Source organism: Streptomyces sp. NPDC002580, assembly GCF_042889485.1.
In the GTDB taxonomy this organism is placed as follows: domain Bacteria; phylum Actinomycetota; class Actinomycetes; order Streptomycetales; family Streptomycetaceae; genus Streptomyces.
This window is the reverse complement of sequence record NZ_JBIAQZ010000008.1, coordinates 271528-293899: the sequence shown is the minus strand read 5'-3', so window position 1 is coordinate 293899 and position 22372 is coordinate 271528. Positions and strand designations below refer to the sequence as shown.

The following is a 22372-nucleotide window of genomic DNA, read 5'->3' as shown; positions in this document are numbered from 1 at the left end:
CACCTGTGTCCGGTATCGAAGATCGTGTGTCGGGTATCGACGACGGTGTGGCGGCGTACTGGCGTCGGCGGCTCGATCCGCTCCCCCAAGAGGCCGCTCTGCCCGTCGACTTCCCCTACCCGGCGCAACCCGGCGACGCGTGGCGGACCCTGGGCCACGCGCTGCCCCGCACGGCCGACGAGACGACCCTGCTGGCCGCGTACGTGGCCCTGCTGTACCGCTACGGGGGCGCGCCGGACGTCACCGTCGGACACGAAGGGCTGCCGGTCAGGGTCGCCCTGGACGGCGGCACCCCGTTCGCCGAGCTGGTGCGCCGGGTGGCCTCGGCACGTATGGAGGCGCGCGCCCACCGGCTCGAACTCGACCGGCTCGTGGAGCTGTTGCGCCCGGAACCCACCCGCGGCGGCGGACTCCTGTTCAACACGGAGTTCCGTACGGCGTCCTCCTCCCCGTCCCTGCCCGCGGCCGGGGACGGGGAAGCGGCGCGGAGCGACACGCGCGCACCGCTGGACCTGGCGCTCGAAATCGCCGCGGACGGTGCGCGATGGACGTACCGTCAGGACCTCTTCGAGGACGCGACTGCGCGGCGCGTCGCCGGCCACTACGCGACCCTGCTGGCCGATGCCCTCGCCCGGCCGCGAACCGCCGTCGGCGAACTGGAACTGCTCGGCGCCGAGGAACGCCACCGGGTCCTCGAGGAGTGGAACGACACCGCTCACGACGTCGTCTCCCGGACCTGGCCGGAGATGTTCGCGGAGCAGGTGCGCCTGCGCCCGGACGCTGTCGCGCTGGTCTTCGAGGACGTCCGGCTGACCTACGCCGAACTCGACGGGCGCGCCAACCGGTTGGCCCACGCCCTGATCGCGCGCGGCGCCGGACCCGAACGCGTCGTGGCCCTCGCCGTCCCCCGCTCCGCCGACCTGATCGTCGCCGAGGTCGCGGTGCTCAAGGCGGGCGCCGCCTATCTCCCCGTCGACACCGACTACCCGGCCGACCGCATCTCCTACATGCTGGCCGACGCCGGCCCCGCCTGTCTGGTGACGACCGCCGAGTCGGCGGCGGACCTCCCGCCGCGCGAGGGCATGGACCTCGTGATCCTCGACGAGCCCGGCACGGTCAGGGAGTTGGCGGCGCGCCCCGCCCATGATCCGGGAACGCCCGACCGTGGTCCGCTGGCTGTCACGGGCGCCGCCTACGTGATCTACACCTCCGGTTCCACCGGCCGCCCCAAGGGGGTCGTGCTCTCGCACGCCGGTGTCGCGGGGCTGGTCGCCACCCAGCGCGAGCGGTTCGGGATCGGACCGCACAGCCGCGTGCTCCAGTTCGCCTCGCCGAGCTTCGACGTGGCCTTCTGGGACCTGTGCCTCGGCCTGCTCTCCGGCGGCCGGCTCGTCGTCGTCCCCACGGAACTGCGCGTGCCCGGCGCTCCGCTCGCCGACTACGCCCACGCGCACGGCATCACCTTCATGATCCTCCCGCCGGCCCTGCTCGCCGCCATGCCCGAGGACGTCGAACTCCCGCCCGCCACCCTGCTCGCCGGAACCGAACGGGTCTCGCCCGAACTCGTCGCCCGCTACGCACGCGGCCGGATGATGTTCAACGCGTACGGTCCGACCGAGGCCACCACCAACTCCACCCTCGGCCTGTGCGACCCCGACACCCCCGCCGGGACCATCGTGCCCATCGGCGTCCCCGACCCGGGCACCCGCGCCTACGTCCTCGACGCCCGGCTGGAACCCGTTCCGGCAGGTGTCCCGGGCGAGCTGTACCTCGGCGGCGCCGGACTCGCCCGCGGCTACCTGGGGCGGCCCGACCTGACGGCCGAGCGGTTCGTCGCCGACCCGTTCGGGGACCCCGGCGAGCGGCTCTACCGCACCGGCGACCTCGTCCGCCGGAAGGCCGACGGGCGCCTCGAATTCCTCGGCCGCGCCGACTCCCAGGTCAAGATCCGCGGCTTCCGCATAGAACCCGGCGAGATCGAGTCCGTCCTGCGCGGGCACCCCGCCGTCGATCAGGCCGCGGTCGTGATCCGCGAGGACCGGCCCGGCGACCGCCGGCTGGCCGCCTACATCGTGCCCTCCCTGGAGACCGGGGCGGACCGGAACGGCGGCGAGCGGCTCCAGGAGTGGAAGGACCTCCACGAACTCCTGTACTCCGCCGCGGGCACCGAAGGCCACGCCGACGACTCCGGGACCGTCGAGGGCACTTCCACGGGTTTCCGGGAGAACTTCGCGGGCTGGAACAGCATGTACGACGGACTGCCCATCCCCGTCCAGGAGATGAGGGAGTGGCGCGACGCGACCATCGCCCGCATCGGGGAACTGGAGCCGCGCCGGGTCCTGGAGATCGGCGTCGGAAGCGGCCTGATCCTCTCCCGCCTCGCGCCCGGCTGCGAGGAGTACCGGGGCACCGACCTCTCCGAGGAGGCGGTGCGCGCCCTACGGGCCCAGGTGGAGGCGACGGATGGACTCGCCGACCGCGTCACCCTCGACGCCCGCCCCGCCCACGACACCGCCGGGCTGCCCCGGAACCACTTCGACACCATCGTGCTCAACTCCGTCGCCCAGTACTTCCCCGGCGCCGACTACCTCGCCGAAGTACTCCGTGCCGCAGGGGAGTTGCTGGCTCCGGGCGGCAACCTGTTCGTCGGCGACGTGCGCAACGCCCGGCTGCTGAGCTGTCTGCGCGCCGCCGTCGAGACCCGGCGGGCGACCGACCCGAGGGACAAGCAGGCCCTGCGGACCGCCGTCGAGCGGTCGGTGGCCTGGGAGGGCGAACTGCTCCTCGACCCCGACTTCTTCGCGGCGCTGGACGGCTTCGACGCCGACATCCGCGTCAAGCGCGGCAGCCACCACAACGAACTGACCCGCTACCGGTACGACGTGGTCCTGCGCAAGCGGGCCGACACCACCGGGGCGGTCCTGGCAGGGGAGACGCCGCACGCCGTCGCGTGGTCCGGGCTGGGCGGCCTCGACGCCGTCGACGCGCTGCTCGCGGGCGGCCGGGCACCGCTCCGGATCACGGGCGTACCCAACGCCCGCCTGACGGAGGACCTGGCGGCACTGGCCGCACTGGACGACAGCAGCCGCACCCCGGCCCCCGCCGAGGCCCCCGACCCGGAGGCGTTCCACACCCTCGCGGCCCGGCACGGCCACCGGGCCGCCGTCACCTGGAACGGCTCCGCCGCCGACGGGGGCCTCGACGTGCTCCTCGCCCCCGTCGGCACACCGCTCGCCGGACCCTACGAGACCGACGGCGTCGTCCCCCGAGCCAACCGTCCGGCTCCCTTCCGGGACGTCAACTCCCTGATGAAGAGCCTGCGTTCATACGTCGCCGGGCAGCTTCCCGAGTACATGGTCCCCGCGGCCCTGGTCCCCCTGGACCGTCTGCCGGTCACCCCCAGCGGCAAACTGGACACCGCCGCCCTGCCCGTCCCCGACCACGGCGCCCTCAGCTCCGGCCGCCGGCCGCGCGACGCCCGCGAGGAACTCCTCTGCGCCGCCTACGCGGAGGTCCTCGGCCTGGACTCGGCCACCATCGACGACGACTTCTTCGCGCTCGGCGGCGACAGCATCACCGCCATCCAGCTCCTGGTGCGGGCCCGTGGAGCGGGCCTGCGGCTCAGCTCCCGCGACGTGTTCCGGCACCGCACGGTCGCCGCGCTCGCCGAAGCCGCCGTCGAACGGATCGACCGCGCCGCCGACGGTCACGACGCTCCGCTGGTCACCTCGACCGCCACCGAACGTGCCGCGCTCCAGGGTGAACACCCCCTCACGGTCCAGGAACTGCTGCCGCTGAGCCCGCTCCAGGAGGGCTTCTACTTCCACTCCGTCATGGACGGCGGAGCCCACGACGCCTATGTCGTGCAGCAGGCCCTGGAACTGTCCGGGCCGGTCGACGCGCCGACACTGCGCCGCGCCGCCCAGCGCGTCCTGGACCGGCACGCCCCGCTGCGCTCCTGCTTCCGCCCGCTCACCGACGGCCGCCCGGTGCAGATCGTGGCCGCCGGGGTGGAACTGCCCTGGCGCGAGGTGGACCTCTCCGCCCAGGGCAGCGAGGTCGGGGCGCAGCTCGCCGACGCCGTGGCCGCCGACGAACGCGCCCGCCGCTTCGACCTCGCCCGGCCCCCGTTGATGCGCTGCACGCTCCTGCGGCTCGCCGACGGCCGCAGCCGACTCCTGCTGACCTTTCATCACATCGTTGCTGACGGCTGGTCGTTGCCCGTGCTGCACCGGGAGCTGATGGCTTCCTACGGGGACACCCCGGCACCCCTGCCCGAGGTCGCGCCCTACCGCTCGTACCTGCGCGCCCTCGCCGGAGCCGACCGGGACGCGGCCCGTGCGGCCTGGCGCGGCGCCCTCGCCGGGATCGAGGAACCCACCCGGCTGGTCGAGGCGCCCGCCGACGGACGGCCGGTCGAACCCGCGCAGGTGCGCGTCGAACTCCCCGAGCACGTCACCGCGCGACTGGGCGCCCGTGCCCGCGAGGCAGGCGTCACGCTCGGCACGGTCGTCCAGGCGGCCTGGGGACTCCTGATCGGGCGGCTGACCGCCCGGCAGGACGTCGTGTTCGGCACCACGGTCTCCGGCCGGGACACCGAGGCCGAGGGCATCGAGTCGATGGTCGGCCTCTTCATCAACACCCTGCCCACCAGGTTCCGCTGGGAGCCCGCGGACACCCTCGCCGGGCTCCTCGGCCGGCTCCAGGACGAGCAGGCCGCACTGCTGGACCACCAGCACCTCGGCCTCGCCGAGATCCAGCGGCTGGCCGGGCACACGGGCGGCGGCGAACTCTTCGACACCCTCGTCGTCTTCGAGAACTACCCGGCCGCGACCGGCCTCGCCGACCCCTCGGGCACGGTCCGCCTCACCGGCCACGAGTTCCACGACACCGTCCACTATCCGCTCGCGCTCATCGTCAAGCCGGGCCGACGGCTCGACCTGCGGCTCAAGCACCACGCCCGGCGGCTCGACACCGACGCGGTACGGCGGATCGCGGACCGGCTGACCCGCATCCTGCTCGCGCTGGCCACCGACCCCGGGCAGCGCGCCGCCGGCCTCGAACTGCTCTCGGCGAGCGAGGAGGAGACCGCGCATCCGACGGGAGCGTCCGTCCGGGTGCCGGACACCACACTGACCGCCGCCTTCGAGGCCCAGGCCGCCCGCACCCCGCGAGCCGTCGCGGTGGTCCACGAGGGAGGCACCCTCAGCTACGGCGAACTCGACGCCCGGGCGGCCGGGCTGGCGCACCGGCTGAACGCCCGAGGCGCGGGCCCCGGCGCCGTCGTCGCCGTCGCCGTACCGCGCTCGGCCGACCTCATGGTCGCCCTGCTCGGCGTGCTGAAGTCCGGTGCCGCCTACCTTCCGGTCGACGTGGACTACCCGGCGGACCGGGTGGCCCACATGCTCGCCGACTCCGGGGCGGCGACGGTCGTCACCACCATCGGCACGGACCCCCGTCTGCCGTCGGTGCCGGGCCTCACGGCACTGTTCCTGGACGCCCCCGCCGAATCCGGGTCCGATGCCGATTCCCCGTCCGTGGGCGCGCCGGTCCCGGCCCGCCCGGACGACCCGGCCTACCTGATCTACACCTCGGGCTCCACCGGCCTCCCCAAGGGCGTCGTCGTCACCCACCGGGCCATCGTCAACCGGCTCGCCTGGATGCAGGGCCAGTACGGTCTGACCGCCGACGACCGGGTGCTGCAGAAGACACCGGCCAGCTTCGACGTCAGCGTCTGGGAGTTCTTCTGGGCGCTGTGCGAGGGCGCCTCCGTCGTCCTCGCCCGCCCCGACGGCCACCGCGACCCGGCCTATCTCGCCGAACTGATCCGCGAACAGGGCGTCACCACACTGCACTTCGTGCCGTCGATGCTGGAAGCCTTCCTGCAGTCCGAGGACATCACCGCCGACCCCGCCTGGGCGCTCTCCCTGCGCCGGGTGTTCAGCAGCGGCGAGGCCCTGCCCGGCGCGGCCGCAGCGCACTGGGACGAGCTGACCGGCGTGCCGCTGCACAACCTCTACGGCCCCACCGAGGCCGCGGTCGACGTCACCCACCACCCCTACGACGGCACGCCCGCCACGACCGTGCCCATCGGCCGCCCGGTCTGGAACACCGGTCTGCGCATGCTCGACTCCTGCCTGCGCCCGGTCCCCGAAGGCGTCCCGGGCGAGCTGTACCTGACAGGTGTCCAGCTGGCCCGCGGCTACCACGCCCGGCCCTCCCTCACCGCCGAGCGGTTCGTGGCCGACCCCTATGGAGGCCCCGGCGAGCGCATGTACCGCACCGGAGACCTGGTCCGCCGCCGAGAGGACGGCGTCATCGAGTACCTGGGACGCACCGACCGACAGGTCAAGATCCGCGGCAACCGGATCGAACTCGGCGAGATCGAGGCCGCCTCGGTCCGCCTGGCCGCCGTCGCCCAGGCCGCCGTCACCGTCGTGGGCACCGCGCTGACCGTCTACGTCGTCCCCGACCGCGGCGCCGCGCCCGAACCCGCCGAACTCCTCGCCGCGCTCGCCGAGTCGCTGCCGGCGCCGATGGTGCCCGGCGCCTGCGTCGTCCTGGAGACCCTGCCGCTGACCCCGAGCGGCAAGCTCGACCGCGCCGCGCTGCCCGCCCCCGCGACCGTACGCGCAAAGGCCCGCGCCCCCCGAGACGAGCGCGAACGGACTCTCGCCGAGATCTTCGCGGCGGTCCTCAAGCTCGACGAGGTCGGCGTCGACGACGACTTCTTCCTCCTCGGCGGCGACAGCATCTCCTCGATCGGAGTCTCCAGCCGCGCCCGCCGGGCCGGTCTGGAGATCGACCCCCGGGACGTTTTCACCCACCGCACACCGGCCGCCCTCGCCGCCGCGGCCGTCAGCGCCGAGCCGACCCGCGCCCTGTCCTCCGCCTTCGCCCTCACTGCCGAGGAGACCGAACGCGTCCACCGGCTCAGCCCCCATCCGGTGGAGGACATCTGGCCGCTCGCCCCGCTCCAGGAAGGGCTGTTCTTCCACTCGACGTACGACGACAGCGCCCTGGACGTCTACACGGTCCACGAGTCCTTCGACTTCGCCACCCCGCTCGACGCGGAGCGGCTGCGCCGGGCCGCCCGGGTACTGCTGGAACGCAACCCGAGCCTGCGCGCCGGATTCACCAGCGAGGGACTGCGCCAGCCGGTGCAGTTCATCGTCGAGGACCCCGGGATCCCGCTCGAGGAAGTCGACCTGTCTGTCCTCCCCGACGCCGAACAGGACGTCCGGCTGCGGGAGTTGATGGAGACCGAACGCGGCCGCCGCTTCGAACTGACCCGCCCGCTCCTCTTCCGCATGCTGATCGTCCGGCTCGGCGCCGAGCGCGGCGACCGGCTGGTCGTCGGCCGTCATCTGCTGCTGTGGGACGGCTGGTCCGCCTGGACCTTCCTCGACCAGCTCTTCGCCCTGTACGAGAACGGAGGCGACGCGACCGCTCTGCCCGCGCCCGGTTCGTACCGCGACTACCTGACCTGGCTGGAGATCCAGGACACCGAGGTCGCCACCGGCGCCTGGCGCACCGCGCTCGCCGGTCTGGAGGAGCCCACGCTCCTAGCCGCCGCCGACCGGGGCCTGGAGCCGGACATCCCGGAACGTCTGGACGTGACCCTCCCGGCGGAGCTGAGCGAGCGGCTCAGGGACTCGGCGCGACGGCACGGCCTCACCCTCAACTCGGTGCTCACCGCCGCCTGGGGACTGGTGCTGGCCAGCGCCACGGGCCGTACCGACGTCGTCTTCGGCACCACCGTCGCGGGGCGGCCGAGCGAGGTGCCGGACATCGAGCACGTCATCGGCATGTTCCTCAACACCGTCCCCGCCCGCATCGCCTACGACCCCGCCGAGCCGGTGCTCGACCTGCTGCGCCGGGTCCAGGACGAACGGCTGGCCGTGATGCCGTACGAGTACCTGGGCCTCGGCGTCCTCCAGGCCGAGACCGGCCACCGGCGGCTCTTCGACACCCTCTTCGTGCTGCGCAACAGCGACACCGAGGAACGGCTCGCCGAACTGGCGGACCGGCACGGCGCCACGGCCGTCGCCAACGTCGACGCCACCCACTACCCGGTCAACCTCGTCGTCACCCCGGGACACCGCATCCAGGTCATGCTGGCCCACCGGCCCGACGTCGTCGACCGCCCGCGGGCCGCGGCCCTCCTCGACCGCTTCACCCTGCTGCTGGAACGGCTCGGCGACGACCTGAGCGCTCCCGTGGGCGGCCTGGACCCGCTGCTGCCCGCCGAGCACGCGGCCCTGGAGCGCGAACGGGCCGCGAGCCGTGTCCCCGACCCCGAGGACACCGTCGCCGACCTGCTCGCCGTCCAGGCGGCGGCCACCCCCAGCACCACGGCCCTCGTCTTCGGCGACACCACCCTCACCTACGCCGAACTCGACACACGCGTCAACCGGACCGCCCGGCTCCTGCTGGCCCGGGGCGCCGCGCCCGAACGGGTCGTCGCCCTCGGCCTGCCCCGCTCCCTGGACATGGTCGTCGCCCTGTTCGCCGTCCTGCGCACGGGTGCCGCGTATCTGCCGCTGGAACTGGACCACCCGGACGACCGGCTCAGGGCGATGCTCGACGACGCTCGCCCGGTCCTGCTGGTCTCCACCGCCGCGGTCTCGGCGCGGCTGACGGACGCCGCCCCGGACACCCTCCGTGTCCTCCTCGACGACCCGGCTGTGGTCGCCGAACTGGCCTCGCTCCCGGGCGACCTGCCCCGGCGGGAATTCAGCCTGGAACACCCGGCGTACGTCATCTACACCTCCGGTTCGACCGGCCGGCCCAAGGGCGTCGTCACCCCGTACCGCGGTCTGACGAACATGCAGCTCAACCACCAGAAGGAGATCTTCGCCCCGGCCATCGCCTCGGCCGGCGGCCGACGGCTGCGCATCGCGCACACCGTGTCCTTCGCCTTCGACATGTCATGGGAGGAACTGCTCTGGCTGGTCGAGGGCCATGAGGTGCACATCTGCGACGAGGAGCTGCGGCGCGACGCCGAGGCACTGGTCGCCTACTGCGAGACGCACCGGGTGGACGTCGTGAACGTGACCCCGACCTACGCCCACCTCCTCATGGAACAGGGCCTGTTGGAAGGACACCGCCCGCCGCTCGTCCTGCTGGGCGGCGAGGCGGTCTCCGAGACGGTGTGGAACCGGCTCCGGGATACCGGGGGAACCTACGGCTACAACCTCTACGGCCCCACCGAGTACACCATCAACACCCTCGGCGGCGGCACCCTCGACAGCTCCACCCCGACCGTCGGCCGCCCGATCCGCGGCACCCGCGCACACATCCTGGACCCCTGGCTGCGACCGGTGCCCGAAGGCGTCCCCGGCGAGCTGTACATCGCGGGGATCGGCCTGGCCCGAGGCTACCTCGACCGGCCCGGTCTGACCGCGGAGCGCTTCGTCGCCGACCCGTTCGGCGAACCCGGCGAGCGCATGTACCGCACCGGCGACCTCGTGCGCCGAAACCCCGACGGCAACCTGGACTTTCTCGGCCGCACCGACGACCAGGTCAAGGTGCGCGGCCACCGCGTCGAGCTGGGCGAGATCGAGACCGCCCTCGTCCAGCACCCCCGCGTCGCGCAGGCCGCCGTCATCGCCCGCGACGACCCCTCGGCGCCCGGCACCCAGCGCCTCGTCGGCTATGTCGTTCCCGCCGAACGCTCCGGTGCGGAAAGGGAGTCGGCGGAGCGGGAACATGTCGGCGAATGGCAGGACGTCTACTCCGACGAGTACGAGCGGATCAGCACCGCCGTCCTCACCGAGGACTACGCGGGCTGGGACAGCAGCTACGACGGACAGCCCATCCCCTTCGAGGAGATGAGCGAATGGCGGGAGCGGACCGTCGACCGCATCCGGGAACTGCGCCCCCGCCGAGTCCTGGAGATCGGCGTCGGTTCCGGCCTGCTCCTGTCGCGCCTGGCCCCGGAGACGGAGGCCTACTGGGCGACCGACTTCGCCGCCCCCGTGATCCGCAAGCTCGGCGAAGACCTGCTCCGGGTACCGGAGTCGGCCGCCAAGGTCGAACTGCGCTGCCGGCCCGCCCATGACACCGAGGGCCTGCCCGAGGACTACTTCGACACCGTCGTCATCAACTCCGTCATCCAGTACTTCCCCGGCCTCGACTACCTCACCGAGGTCATCGAGGGCGCCATGCGCCTGCTGAGGCCGGGAGGCGCGCTGTTCGTCGGTGACGTGCGCAACCCGCGGCTCGCCCGCACCTTCCACACCGCGATCCAGCTCACCCGCGCGGCGCGGGACGCCGACCCGGAGGCCGTACGCAAGGCCGCCGAGCGCGGTCTGCTGCTGGAGAAGGAACTCCTGGTCGACCCCGACTACTTCACCACCCTCGGACACGGTGTCGACCTGCGCACCAAGCGCGGCCACCACCACAACGAGCTGACCCGGCACCGTTACGACGCCGTCCTCTACCGCGAGGGCGCCGACGCGGTCGATCTCACCGAGGTCCCGGCCGCGGCCTGGCCGTCCGTCGACCTCGGCGCGTGGCTGCGCGCGGAGCGACCGGAGCGGATCCGTGTCACGGGGGTTCCCGACGCCCGCACCGCCGGTGAACTCGCCGCGCAGCGGGCGCTGGAAGAGGGCGGAGCCGTCGGCCCCGAGGGGTCCGGCGGGGGAGTGGACCCGGAGGAGCTGCACGCGCTCGGGGCCTCGCTCGGCTACCGCGTTCTCACCACGTGGTCCGGTGAACTCGGCTACTACGAAGCCGTGTTCATCCTCGAGAACCGAGAGAACCGAGAGGGTGAAAAGGGCCGAGAGGGCAGAGACGAACGGGAGGACCAGGACGACCGGGAGGACGGGCGTGCCCGGGTGACCGTGGGGCTCTACCGGCCCGGTGGCGGTGAACCCCCGTACGCCAACTCCCCGACGGCCGCGCGCGACAGGGACAACCTGATCCGGCGGGTGCGGGAGGACCTGAAGACGCGGCTGCCCGACTACATGGTGCCCGCGGCCTTCGTCACCCTCGGCCGTCTCCCCATGAACGACAACGGCAAGCTGGACGTCCGAGCACTGCCCGAGGCCGAACCGGCCGTCGCGCTCGGCACCGGCCGGGGCCCGCGCACCCCGCGGGAAGAGGTCCTCTGCCGGCTCTTCGCCGAAGTCCTCGGACTGCCCGGAGCCGGCGCCGAGGACAGCTTCTTCGACCTGGGCGGACACTCCCTTCTCGCCACCCGGTTGATCAGCCGGGCCCGCACCGAACTGGGCGCCGAGCTGGCGATCCGCGACCTCTTCGAGGCTCCCACGCCCGAACTCCTCGCGGCCCGCGCGGACGGCGGACGCCTGGCGCGGCCCGCCGTCGCTCCCGTCGCCGACCGGCCCGGACGCGTCCCGCTCTCCGCCGCCCAGCGCCGGCTGTGGCTGGTCGAGCGGATCACCGGCGGCGAAGCCGCCTACAACTTCCCGCTCGTCTTCCGGCTGCGCGGCGGCCTCGACCCGGTCGCCCTGCGGCGGGCGCTGCACGACGTCGTCGAGCGGCACGAGTCGCTCCGCACGGTCTTCGGGGAGCACGACGGCGAACCGCATCAGCGCGTCCTTCCCGCGTCCGAGGCGGAGGTCCCGTTCACGGTGCGGGACTGCGCGGAGGCCGAACTGACCACGCTGATCGAGGCGGCGCAGCGCCGGCCCTTCGACCTGGCGCGTGAACTGCCGCTGCGGGCAACGGTGTTCCGGCCCACGGCGGAGAGCCCGAGCGCACGCGAGCACGCGGGCGACGGCGCGGGCAGGCGCCCGGGCGACGCGACGGGCACGGGATCCGCGACCGGGAACGGCCCCTACGACGACTGCGTGGTCGCCCTAGTGCTGCACCACATCGTCACCGACGAGTGGTCCGACCGGCCCTTCCTGGCCGACCTGAACGCCGCCTACAGCGCCCGGACCGCCGGCGCCGAACCGGACCTCACGCCGCTGCCCGTGCAGTACACCGACTACACGCTCTGGCAGGCGGACCTCCTGGAACAGGTCGGCGAGCGGCAACTGGCCTACTGGGCCGACACCCTGCGCGGGCTGCCCGAGGAACTGACCCTGCCCCTGGACCGGCCCCGCCCCGCCGAGCCCACCGGACGCGGCGCCACCTTGCGCCGCGAGCTGCCCGAGGACGTGGGCGCTGCGCTGCGCGACCTGTCCGGGACGACCGGCACCAGCATGTTCATGCTGTTCCAGGCCGCCGCCGCCGCACTCCTGCACCGCCTCGGGGCGGGTGACGACATCCCGCTCGGCGCGCCCATCGCGGGCCGCACCGACAGCGCGCTCGACGAGCTGGTCGGCTTCTTCGTCAACACGCTGGTCCTGCGCACCGATCTGTCCGGATCCGAACTGACCTTCCGTCAACTGCTGTCCCGGGTAAGGGAGTCCGACCTGGCGGCGTTCGAGAACCAGGACCTGCCCTTCGACCGGGTCGTGGAGGCGCTCAACCCGCCGCGCGTGGCCGGCCGCAATCCCCTGTTCCAGGTCATGCTGGGCTACCACTACCGCCCCGACGGCGACCAGGACCTGCTCGGCCTGCCCACCGAGTGGTCCGACCTGGACACCGGCACGGCCAAGTTCGACCTCGACCTCACCTTCGTCGACGAGGGCGCCGGCGGCCGGGTCACCCTGCTCCTGGAGTACGCCACCGACCTGGTGGACCCGGACACCGCCGCGCTTCTCGCCGAACGGCTCGTCCTGCTGCTGCGCCGGGCCGCCACCGCCCCGGACCTGCCCCTCGCCGCGATCGACCTGCTCACGGACGCCGAACGGGAAGCCGCCGCGGGGGCCTGGAACGACACCGCCCGGCCGGTGGAGACACGGAGCGTGCCCGAGCTGTTCGCCGCCACGGCGACGGCCCACCCCGCGCGGACCGCCCTGGTGACGGCCGCCGGAAGCCTGACCTTCGCCGAACTGTCCGCCCGTGTCGACGCCGTCGCCGCCCTGGTGCTCGAACACGGCGCGGGCGAAGGCACGGTGGTGGCCCTGGCCCTGCCCCGGCACGAGATGGTGCCCGCCGTCCTCGGCGTACTCCGCGCGGGAGCCGCCTATCTGCCCCTCGACCCGGAACACCCGGCCCACCGGCTGGAGCACATGCTCACCGACGCGGCCCCGGTCTGCCTGCTCACCACGGCCGAACTGGCCGACCGGCTGCCCGAGCCGGACCACGTGGAGCGGCTGCTGCTGGACGGCCCCCTGCCGTCCGGTGACCACACGCCGCCCCGGCCGTACCACCCGGAGTCCGCCGCCTGCACGATCTACACCTCCGGTTCCACCGGCACCCCCAAGGGCGTGATCGGCACCCACCGCGGTCTGTCCAACCTGTTCGCCTCCCATCTGCGCGATCTGATCGCACCGGCCGTCGAGGACACCGGCCGGGACGTCCTGCGGGCGGTCCACGCGGCCTCCTTCAGCTTCGACGGGTCCTGGGAACCCCTGCTGTGGCTGCTCGCCGGACACGAACTGCACGTCGTCGACGAGGCCACCCTGCTCGACCCGGCCGCCCTGCTCGCCACCCTGGACGACCGCGCCATCGACTTCGTCGACCTCACCCCGACCTATCTGGGCGAACTGCTCCACCACGGCTTCCTCGCCCCCGGCAGCCGGATCCCCGCCGTGATCGCGGTGGGCGGCGAGGCCACCCCCGCCGCGCTGTGGCAACGGCTGAACGACCTGCCCGGCACCGCCGTCCACGACCTGTACGGGCCCACCGAGTGCGCCGTCGACGCGTACGGCTGGCACGGAGGCCGTACCGGACGCGCCGCCTGGGCCGCACCGCTCGACAACATCCGCGCCCATGTCCTCGACGACCGGCTGAGGCCCACTCCCGCGGGCGTCCCCGGCGAGCTGTACCTCGCGGGGGCGGGCCTGGCCCGCGGCTACCTGGGCCGCCCGGCCCTCACCGCCGAACGTTTCACCGCCGACCCGCACGGCGCCCCCGGCGCCCGCATGTACCGCACCGGCGACCTCGCCCGGCGCCGCGCCGACGGCACCCTGGAGTTCCTCGGCCGCGCCGACGAGCAGGTCAAGCTGCGCGGCTTCCGCATCGAACCCGGCGAGATCGAATCCGCCGTCACCGCCCATCCGGACGTCGCGGCGGCCGCCGTCGTCGTCCGCGAGGACACTCCCGGCACGCGGCGCCTCGTCGCGTACGCCGTTCCCGCCGCGTCCGCGACGATCGACCCGGCGGCACTGCGCGCCCACCTGTCCGCCGTCCTGCCCGCACCCATGCTGCCCGCCGCGTTCGTTCCGCTCGGCGCGCTGCCCCGCACGACCAGCGGCAAGCTGGACCGTGCCGCGCTGCCCGCCCCGGACCTCACGGCGACGGCCGGCGGGCGGCTGCCCCGCACCCCCCGCGAAGAGGTGCTGTGCGAGCAGTTCGCCGCCGTGCTGGGCGTGGACCGCGTCGGCGTCGACGACGACTTCTTCGCGCTCGGCGGTCACTCGCTGCTGGCGATGCGCCTGGTCAGCCGGGTCCGTGCCGCCCTGGACACCGAGGCGTCCCTGCGTACGGTCTTCGACGCGCCGACGCCGGCCCGGCTCGCCGCCCGGCTGGACGAGACGCGAACGGCCGCCCGGCCCGCGCCGACCGCCGCCCGGACCCGCCCCGAACGGCTGCCCCTCTCCTCCGCCCAGCGCCGGCTGTGGCTGCTCCACCAGGTCGACGGACCGAGCACCGCCTACACCGTCCCGTCCGCCTGGCGCCTCACCGGCACCCTGGACCGCGCCGCCCTCGAAGCGGCGGTGTGCGACCTCGTCGCCCGGCACGCCACCCTGCGCACGGTCTTCCCCACCGACGCCGACGGCCTGCCGTACCAGCACGTCCTCGAACCGGAGCGGGCCCGGCCCACCATCGCCACCGAGCCGGCCGACCGCCTCGCCGAAGTCGCCGCCCACGGCTTCGACCTCGCGACCGAACCCCCCTTGCGCGTCACCCTGTTCGAGACGGCTCCGGACGAGCACATCCTGCTGCTCCTGCTCCACCACATCGCCACCGACGAATGGTCGGACCGGCCGCTGCTCGCCGACCTGGGCACCGCCTACGCGGCCCGCACGGCCGGCCGTGCCCCCGACTGGGCGCCGCTGCCCGCCACCTACGCCGACTACACCCTCTGGCAGGACGACCTCCTGGCGGCGAGCGGCGACGAACTGCTCGCCCACTGGACCGAGCGGCTGCGCGGCCTCCCCGAGGAACTCATCCTGCCCACCGACCGGCCGCGCCCCCGCGAGTCCGGCCACGAGGGCGGCACCGTCGGGTTCACCGTCCCCCCGCGGCTGGAACGGGCGCTGCGCGAACTGGCCCGCGGTGAGGGCGCGAGCATGTTCATGGTCGCCCAGGCCGCCGTGGCCGCGCTCCTCCACCGGCTAGGCGCCGGGGACGACATCCCCCTCGGGGCACCCGTCTCCGGGCGCGGCGACGAGGGACTGGAGCACCTGGTCGGGTTCTTCGTCAACTCGCTGGTGCTGCGCACCGACCTGTCCGGCGCCCCCGGCTTCACCGAACTCCTGCACCGGGTACGGGAGACCGACCTCGCGGCCTACGACCACCAGGACCTGCCCTTCGAGCGGCTGGTCGAGGCCCTCAACCCGGAACGCTCCCTCGCCCGCCACCCCCTCTTCCAGGTCATGGTCGTCCATCTGAACGAGCCGGGCGGTACCCCGGACCTCCCGGGCCTGACCGCGCGACGCGAACCGCTCGGACAGCGGAGCGCCAAGTTCGACCTGAGCTTCGACTTCATCGAACAGGGCGAAGGGGCGGGCATCCAGGGCTGGATCGAGTACAGCGCCGACCTGTTCGACCACGCCACGGCCGAACGGCTCGCCCGACGGCTGGTCCGGTTGCTGGAGCAGGTGGCCGCCGACCCGGCCCGCCCCGTGCGGGACCTCGACGTCATGGACGGGCCCGAGCGCCTGCTCGTCGTCGAACGGTGGAACGCCACCGCACACGAGACGCGCCCGACCACCCTCCCGGAGCTGTTCCGTGCCCAAGTGGCCAGGACACCCGACGCCCCCGCGGTGGTCCTCGGCGAAGTGCGCCTGACCTACGCGGAGTTGGACGCCCGGGTCGAGCACACCGCACGCGTGCTGGCTGGTCTCGGCGCCGGACCGGACCGCACGGTGGCCCTCGCGCTGCCGCGCTCGGCCGACCTCGTCGTCGCCCTGCTCGCGGTGCAGCGCGCCGGAGCCGCCTATCTGCCGCTCGACGCGGACCACCCGCCGGAGCGGCTCGCGCTCATGCTGGACGACGCCCGCCCCGTGTGCGTCGTCGACGGGGCGCTGCCGGACGGGCCCGAGGGGGAACTCCCGCTCTCCTACGACCCGTTGAGCCCGGCCTACGTCATCTACACGTCCGGCTCGACCGGGCGACCCAAGGGCGTGGTGGTACCGCACCAGGGCATCGTCAACCGTCTGCTGTGGATGCAGGACGCGTACGGGCTGACGGGTGCGGACCGTGTCCTGCAGAAGACTCCCGCCGGCTTCGACGTGTCGGTGTGGGAGTTCCTCTGGCCACTGATCACCGGGGCGACCCTGGTCCTCGCCCGACCGGACGGACACAAGGACCCGACGTACCTGGCCGCGCTGATCCAGGAACAGGGCGTCACCACCGTGCACTTCGTCCCCTCCATGCTCCGCGCCTTCTTGGACGAGCCCTCGGCCGCGCGATGCACCGCACTGCGCCGGGTGATGTGCAGCGGTGAGGCCCTGCCCGCCGATCTCGCCGACCGCTTCCACTCGCTCCTCCCGGCCGACCTGCACAACCTGTACGGCCCGACCGAGGCGTCCGTCGACGTCACCGCGCTCCAGGTGCCGTCCGGCGCCGCCACCGTCCCGATCGGCCGACCGGTGTGGAACACCCGCGTGTACGTCCTGGACGGGGCCCTGCGACCGGTCCCGCCCGGCGTCGCCGGGGAGTTGTACCTCGCGGGCGTCCAGCTCGCCCGGGGATACCTCGACCGCCCGGGGCTGACCGCCGAACGCTTCGTCGCCGATCCGTACGGCGAGCCCGGCACGCGCATGTACCGCACCGGCGACCTCGCCCGCTGGACCCCGGCCGGCGTGGTCGAATATCTCGGCCGCACCGACGACCAGGTCAAGATCCGCGGCTTCCGCATCGAACCCGGCGAGATCGAGGCCGTGCTCTCCCGGCACGAGGCGGTGGCCCACGCCGCCGTCGTCGCCCGCGGACAACGGCTCGTCGCGTACGTCGTCCCGGCCCCCGGCCGGACACCGGCGACCCCGGACCTGCGCGCCCACCTCGCCGCCGTCCTGCCCGAACACATGGTCCCGGCCGCCTTCGTCCCCCTCGACGCGCTGCCGCTCACCCCGAACGGCAAGCTCGACCGAAGGGCCCTGCCCGCACCCGACTTCACCACCGAGACCTCCGACACCCTGCCGCGCACCGCGCGGGAGGAGGTGCTGTGCGGCCTGTTCGCGGCCGTCCTCGGCCTCGAACGGGTCGGCGTCGACGACGACTTCTTCACGCTCGGCGGCGACAGCATCGTCGCGATGCAACTCGTCGCCCGCGCGCGGGCGGCACGACTGGCGATCAGCCCCCGCGACGTGTTCCGGCACAAGACGGCGGCGGGCCTGGCCGCCGTCGCCGCCGACCTGGACGGTGCCGCGGGCACCTTGTCCGACACGGAACTGTTCGCGGCCCTCACCGAGGACGAACGCGCCGAACTCTCCGGGCTCGGCGCCGCCGAGGTCCTGCCGCTGTCGCCCCTCCAGGCGGGCCTGCTGTTCCACGCCTCGTTCGACTCCGGCGCCGACGGCCCCGACGTCTACACCGTCCAGGTGTCCTACGACCTCGACGGCCCGCTGGACACCGGGCGGCTGCGCCGTGCCGGTCAGGCACTGCTCGACCGGCACGGCAACCTCCGCGCCGGCTTCCGCTACCTCGCCTCCGGCCGTCCCGTCGCGGTGGTCCCACGCACGGCGGTACTGCCCTGGCGGCAGCTCGACCTCTCGGAACAGGAGGAGGCCGCGCGCGAGGAACGGTGGAGCCGCTGCCTGGCCCAGGAGCGGCGCCGGTTCGACCCCGCCGAGCCCCCGCTGCTGCGCCTGATGCTGGTCAAGGTCGGACCAGCGGCCCATCGGCTGGTCCTGTCCCACCAGCACCTGCTGCTGGACGGCTGGTCGGTTCCGCGGCTGATGCGCGAGCTGTCCGAGCTGTACGCGGGCATTGAACTCCCCGCCCCGGCGCCGTACCGCGACTACCTGTCCTGGCTCGGCCGCCAAGACGCCGCGGCCTCCACCGCGGCCTGGGCGGCGGCGCTGGACGGCCTGGAAGAGCCCACCCACCTCGTGCCCGCCGACCCCGGCCGGACCCCGGCGGTACCCGAGACGCTCACCACATCACTGACCCCGGCGCTGACCGAGGCGCTGACGGAACTCGCCCGCTCGCGCGGTCTGACCGTCAACACCCTGGTCCAGGGCGCCTGGAGCATCCTGCTGTCCCGGCTCACCGGACGCGCCGACGTCGTCTTCGGCGCCACCGTGTCCGGACGGCCGCCGGAGCTGGACGGCGTGGAGTCGATGATCGGCCTGTTCATCAACACCGTGCCCGTGCGGGTCCGGGTCGACGACCGGGAACCGGTGTCCGCGTTCCTGGACCGCCTCCAGGACGAGTGGTCGCGGCTGATCGTCCATCAGCACGTCGGCCTGTCCGACATTCAACGGAGCGCAGGACTGGGAGAGTTGTTCGACTCGCTCATCGTCTTCGAGTCCTATCCCGATGCCGGAGGTCCCGGTCTCGGGTCCGACGACGGGTTGCGCACCGAGGTGCGCGACCACCAGGACTCGACCCACTACCCGTTCACCTGGGCCGTCGAGCCCGCCGAGCGGCTGACCCTCACCGCCGAGTACCGCACCGACCTGTTCGAGCGGGCCATGGTCGAGCGGATCTCCGCCGCGATGGTCCGCCTCTTCGAGGCGATGACCGCCGACGCCACACAGCCGCTCGGCCGGATCGACCTGCTCACCCCCGAGGATCGTCACACCGTCCTGGAGACCTGGAACGACACGGTGCTGCCCGCCGCCCCGGGCGCGCCGGCGACCGTACCGGAACTCTTCGAGGCACAGGCCGCCACCGCCCCGGACGCGGTCGCGGTGGTCTCGGGCACCGTCACCTGGAGCTTCGCCGAACTGAACGAGCGCGCCAACCGGATCGCCGGACTGCTCGCAGAACACGGAGCGGGCCCCGAGGAGATCGTCGCCCTGTCACTGCCTCGCACGGCGGACTTCATCGCGGCGATCCTCGCGGTGATGAAGTCCGGCGCGGCCTATCTGCCCATCGACGCGGACCTGCCCGCGGAACGCGTCCTCGCCATGCTCGACGACGCCCGGCCCCGGCTCGTCCTCACCACCACCGCGCTGGCCGCCCACCTGCCCGACAGCGACGTACCGCGGCTGGTCCTCGACGGGGACGGCACCGCCGTACGCCTGGCCGGTCAGCCCGCCGACAACCGGGCCGGCGGCCCGCACCCGGACCACCCGGCCTACGTCATCTACACCTCCGGCTCCACCGGGCGGCCCAAGGGCGTGGTGGTCCCCCAGCGGGGCGTGGTCAACCTCTTCCACAGTCACCGGCGCACGCTCCACGACCTCGCCAAGTCCCTCACCGGCCGCCGTAGGCTGCGGGTCGGCCACGCCTGGTCGTTCTCCTTCGACGCCTCCTGGCAGCCGCAGTTGTGGCTGCTCGACGGACACGCCCTGCACGTCCTGGACGACGAGACCCGGCGCGACCCGGAGCTGACGGCCGAGGCGATCCGGTCCCAGGGCCTGGACTTCATCGAGGTCACGCCCTCCTTCCTGGCGCAGATGGCCGACACGGGTCTGATCACGGACGGCGCCTGCCCGCTCGCGGTGGTCGGCGTCGGCGGCGAGGCCGTGCCCGACGCCCTGTGGAGCCAACTGGGAGCCCTGGAGTCCACCGTCGCGTTCAACCTCTACGGACCCACCGAGGCCACCGTCGACACGCTCGCGGCACGTGTGGGCGAGAGCGACCGGCCCCTGGTCGGCCGCCCGGTCGGCAACACCCGCGCCTATGTGCTGGACGCCGCCCTGCGGCCCGTACCGCCCGGCGTGACAGGCGAGTTGTACCTCGCGGGAGCGGGACTGGCCCGCGGCTACCTGGGCCGGCCCGACCTGAGTGCCGAACGGTTCGTCGCCGACCCCTACGGTGCACCGGGTACCCGGATGTACCGCACCGGCGACCTGGCCCGCTGGAGCGACGACGGCCGGCTCGACTACCTCGGACGCGCCGACGACCAGGTCAAGATCCGTGGATTCCGCATCGAACTCACGGAGATCGAGGCTGTGCTGGACCGGCACGAAGAGGTCGGGCAGGTCGTGGTCGTGGCCCGTGAGGACCGCCCGAGGGTCAGGCAACTCGTCGCCTACGTCGTTCCCGCCGAGGGCGCCCCGGTCCCGGAACCGGCGGGCCTGCGCGCGCACGTGGCCGCCGTCCTGCCGGACTACATGGTCCCGGCCGCCGTGCTCGTCCTGGACGAACTGCCCCTGCTCTCCAACGGCAAGCTCGACCGCAAGGCGCTGCCCGTCCCGGAGTTCACCCGCACGGTCGGCGGACGGCCGCCCGCGAACGACGTCGAACGGGCCCTGTGCGCCCGGTTCGCCGAGGTACTGGGGCTTCCCGGGATCGGCGCCGACGACGACTTCTTCGCCCTCGGCGGCGACAGCATCGTCGCCATGCAACTGGTCAGCAGGGCCCGCGCCGCGGGACTGCGCGTCACCCCGCGCCAGGTCTTCCAGCACCGGACGGTCGCCGCCCTGGCCGCCGTCGCCGTGGAGCTGGGCCCGGACGCCGGACGCCCGGCCCGCGACGACGGATCGGGCACCGTGCCGCTGACCCCGATCATGCACGCGCTGCGGGAACAGGGCGGTCCGATCGCGCGCTACCACCAGGTCGCGTTCGTCCAGACACCCGCAGCCCTGGACCTGGCCGCGTTGCACCTGGTCCTCCAGGCACTCACGGACCGGCACGACCTGCTCCGGGCACGACTGGAACGGACCGGGACCGCGGGCGCCGAAAAGTGGTCGCTCCAGGTGCCCGAGCCCGGCGGCCAGGACGTCGCGTCCTGGCTGGCGCGGGTCGAGGTGGCCGGCGCCGACGAGCCCACCCTGCGCGCGGCCGTCACCGAGCACGCCCGCGCCGCACAGGACCGGCTCGACCCGGACGCCGGACGCATGGTGCAAGGCGTCTGGTTCGACGCCGGCCCCGACACCCCCGGACGGCTGCTCCTGCTCATCCATCACCTGGTCGTCGACGGCGTGTCCTGGCGCGTCCTGCTGCCGGACCTGGCCGCCGCCTGGCAGGACGTCACGGCCGGCCGCACCCCGGACCTGGCCCCCGTCGACCTGTCGTTCCGCCGCTGGTCGCGGCTGCTCGCCGAACGGGCCGCCGATCCGGCCCGCGAGGACGAACTGCCGCTGTGGACCTCGATCCTGGCCGACGCCCCCGAACTGCCCCTGACCCGGGCGCTCGACCCGCGGCTCGACGTCACCGAGACCTCGCGGAGCCTGTCCCTCACCCTGCCCGCGGACATCACGGAACCGCTGCTCGGCCGGGTGCCGAGCGTCCTCGGCGGGACCCTCAACGACGTGCTCCTCACCGGCCTCGCGGTGGCCGTCGCCGACTGGCGCGGGCGGCGGAGCACGACCGGGGACACCGGTGGCGAGGACTCCGGCGGCGCCGTGCTGGTCGACCTGGAGGGCCACGGCCGCGAGGAGGAACTCGCGGGCGACGCCGACCTGTCCCGCACCGTCGGCTGGTTCACCAGCGTCGTCCCCGTCCGGCTCGACCCCGGCACCCTCGACCTGACCGACGCCCTCGCGGGCGGTACCGCGCTCGACCGGGCCCTGGCACGGATCAGGGACCACCTGGCGGCCCTCCCCACGGCTGGCGTCGGCCACGGTCTGCTGCGCCATCTCAATCCGGTCACCGGTCCCGGCCTGGCCCGACTCGCCCGCCCGCAGATCGAGTTCAACTACATGGGCCGGTTCGGCGTCCCCGAGGCCACCGACTGGTCGTACGCCCCCGAGGACGACGCGGCGGACCTGGACGGCGATCCGCGGATGCCCCTGTCCCACGCCCTCACCGTCAACGCCCTGACCGAGGACCTGCCCACCGGTCCCGAACTCTCCGCCCACTGGACCTTCGCCCCGGGCGTGCTTCCCGAGGAGTCGGTCCGCGACCTGGCGCAGACCTGGTTCCGCGCGCTCCGCGCCCTGGTGACCCGGGCCGCGGCCCCGGACGCCGGCCGCAACCCCCGGGGGCCGGTATCCCCCTGACCCCCCACCGTGCCGAACCCCCGACCCGTCCGCTCCCGACCCCGCCTCCCGCACCCTGAAGTTCCCGA

At 73.7% G+C, this 22372-nt stretch carries 1 protein-coding gene; it reads left to right on the top strand.

What is annotated here, in order from left to right; genetic code table 11:
• The first annotated feature begins 26 nt into the window (after positions 1–26).
• Positions 27–22304 carry a non-ribosomal peptide synthase/polyketide synthase gene (locus tag ACFYW7_RS25120; protein WP_389506056.1) on the top strand — a complete coding sequence of 7426 codons (22278 nt, stop codon included), beginning with the start codon at positions 27–29 and terminating at the stop codon, positions 22302–22304.
• The last annotated feature ends 68 nt before the right edge of the window (positions 22305–22372 follow it).